2 protein-coding genes are annotated in these 2,411 nt (G+C 67.4%); both read right to left on the reverse strand.

Annotation, left to right across the window (positions count from 1 at the left end):
- On the reverse strand, positions 1-1,232 hold a 1,232-nt coding region (locus ENZ75_RS28755; RefSeq protein WP_164888075.1), incomplete at its 3' end, for a UvrD-helicase domain-containing protein.
- Positions 1,229-2,411 (reverse strand): double-strand break repair protein AddB (gene addB / locus ENZ75_RS28760; RefSeq protein ID WP_128278507.1); only part of this gene is annotated, 1,183 nt, incomplete at its 5' end. The genes ENZ75_RS28755 and addB, both read right to left, overlap by 4 nt.

A 2,411-nucleotide genomic window follows, 5' to 3' on the forward strand; every position in this document is an offset into this window, starting at 1 on the left:
GTACAAGCTCGACCAGGGCAGATGCCCTGGTCGAGCTTGTACTGCACCCAGGGGCCGGCGTCCGGCCGCGCCAGCAGGTTGACGGTGCGGGTGATCAGGTCGTTGAAATCGAGGAAGCCGCGGCTGCGCTTGAGCATTTCGTAGCGGGCGATCAGCCAGTCGGCGATGGTCAGCGCGGCAGCCGTGCCTTCAAGCATCCGGAACAGGGCCAGCCGATCGGTGGTTTCGACTATGGCGTTGGCGGCCGAGAGATAACGCTCCGCCAGATCCGGCAACCGGTCGACCAGGGCCTTCTTGAAGGCCTTTGCCGGGTCGTAAGCGTCGCCATCGGTCTTGAGGAAGGCTCGCGCGAGCAGTTGCAGGCGGCGAATGGGATCGCCCTCGGCAAAAGCCTGCCGCGCATAGGGCAGGATGTTGTTCAGTACCGATCTGGCGTCGGTGGCCTCGGCGGCGTGGGCGAAGCCGGCAAAATAGTCGGGCAGGAAGCCCGGCAACGGCCATACCGAAGCGGCTATGCCCTCGGCCGTCTGGCCTGGATGGAAATGGAATTCGTCGAACAGGGCCTGGAAATGCGTGCCATCGCGCCCGACCGCCTCGATGAAATGGCGCAAGCCGTCGCGCTTGCGCACAATCTCACCCAGCAAGGCGTCGAGCCCGGCTTCGCCGCCCCGATCGAGAATGGAGGCAAAAGCCTCGGCCAGATCCCTGTCACCGGCGGACGTGCCCGAAATCATCTCGCGGCGCGCCGCGGCAAACAGCGATGCCTCCATCTGGCCGTCGAGCATCTCGAAATGGGCCGGGATGTTGGCCTCCAGCGGGAACTGGTGCAGCACCGATTCGCAGAAGGCGTGAATGGTCTGGATCTTCAGCCCGCCGGGCGTTTCCAGCGCCTCGGCGAACAGGCGCCGCGCCCGGCGCATGGTCTCGAGATCGGGCCGGCGCCCCTCCAGCGCCTCGACCTTTGCCGCCAGATCCACGTCACCAAGCGTCGTCCACTCCGACAGTGTCGAAAAGACCCGGTTCGACATGTTGGCGGCGGCGGCGCGCGTATAGGTCAGGCACAGGATCTTCGACGGATCGGTGCCGCGCAGCAGCAGCCGGATTACGCGCTGCGCCAGCACATGGGTCTTGCCGGAGCCGGCATTGGCCGACACCCAGGCGGAATTGCCGGGGTCGGCGGCGCGGGCCTGGCTGGTCGCGGTGTCGCTGGGAATGGGATAGGCCTTCTTCATGCCTCCCCTCCCTCGTCGCCGGCATCGCCGCCTGCCGACCATTCGAGCACGCGGGCAAGATGGTCGTAGTCGCCATCCGTCTCGCCTTCGCGGAACGGCAGCGCGCGCGACAGATACCCGGTCGCAGGGTCCGCATAGTGGATCAATAGCTTTTCCAGCCGTGCCCAGGCCTCTTCGGCAAGATCGGTCGCGGTCCGCGGCTGGCGGTTGTGTTCGAGGATGGATTCCTCGAACACCTCGCCATTCGGCTTCAGCCTGATGAAAGCCAGTTGAGAGGGCTCACGCACGCCCAAAGCCTTGAAGGCGCCGCGCCTGAGCAGCGCGCCCTCGAGCGCCAGTTGCGGCGCAAGCAGTGTGTGCGCCTGCGCCTTGGACGGCGAGGAGCCGGTCTTGTAGTCCAGTATGTCGGCCATGCCGCCGGCCAGAAGGTCGACGCGGTCGGCGTAGCCGGACAGCGTCACGCCGGACTGGCCGACAACGGTCTTTCCGGCGCGCTCCTCGGCATGGCGCCTTGTCACAGCATCAGCGCGCGTGCGCTCCCACTCGATGATGTTGGCGGCGAGTTTCTCGAAGCGCGGCCACCACACCGCCTCGACGTCGGCCGGAAGGGCGGCTTCGGCAAAGCAGGCGCGGCCGGCGGCGATGAGGCCGGCAAGCGCATCGGGAGCGCGCGGATCGGCGACGCTGCCTGAGAACAGGTGCAGGATGGCGTGAAACAGCGTGCCGCGCTCGGCCGCACCAGGGTCGCGAATAACCGGATCGAGCGGCATCAGGCCGAGGATGCGTCTTGCATAGACGGCGTAGGGGTCACGGCGCAGGGTCTCGATCTCGGTGACCGAGAAATGCGTCGGGCGCACCGACAGCGGCGGCTTCGGCTGCGGCCGTGGCGCGAAATCCTGCCTTGGGCCGGCATCCAGCGCGCGCGCCCAGGCGAGCAGCTCGTCGCCACGCCGGCGCAGCTCCGCTGCCTGGTCGCTGCCGATGAAGGTCAGCAGCCGCTGAAGCCAGCGCGACGGCACGGCGGGTGCATCGCCGGCACGTGCCGAGCGGGACAGCACCACCTTCCCGGCGCCCATGGCCATCTGGAAATCATGCGCGGCAAGGCCGATACGCCGCTCGGGCGGTTCGAGGTCGATGCCGGTCTTCATCAGCCGCGACATGAAGCGGTCGCTCTCTGGC

It is taken from the genome of Mesorhizobium sp. M7A.F.Ca.CA.002.04.1.1 (genome assembly GCF_004022805.1).
Classification (GTDB): domain Bacteria; phylum Pseudomonadota; class Alphaproteobacteria; order Rhizobiales; family Rhizobiaceae; genus Mesorhizobium; species Mesorhizobium ciceri.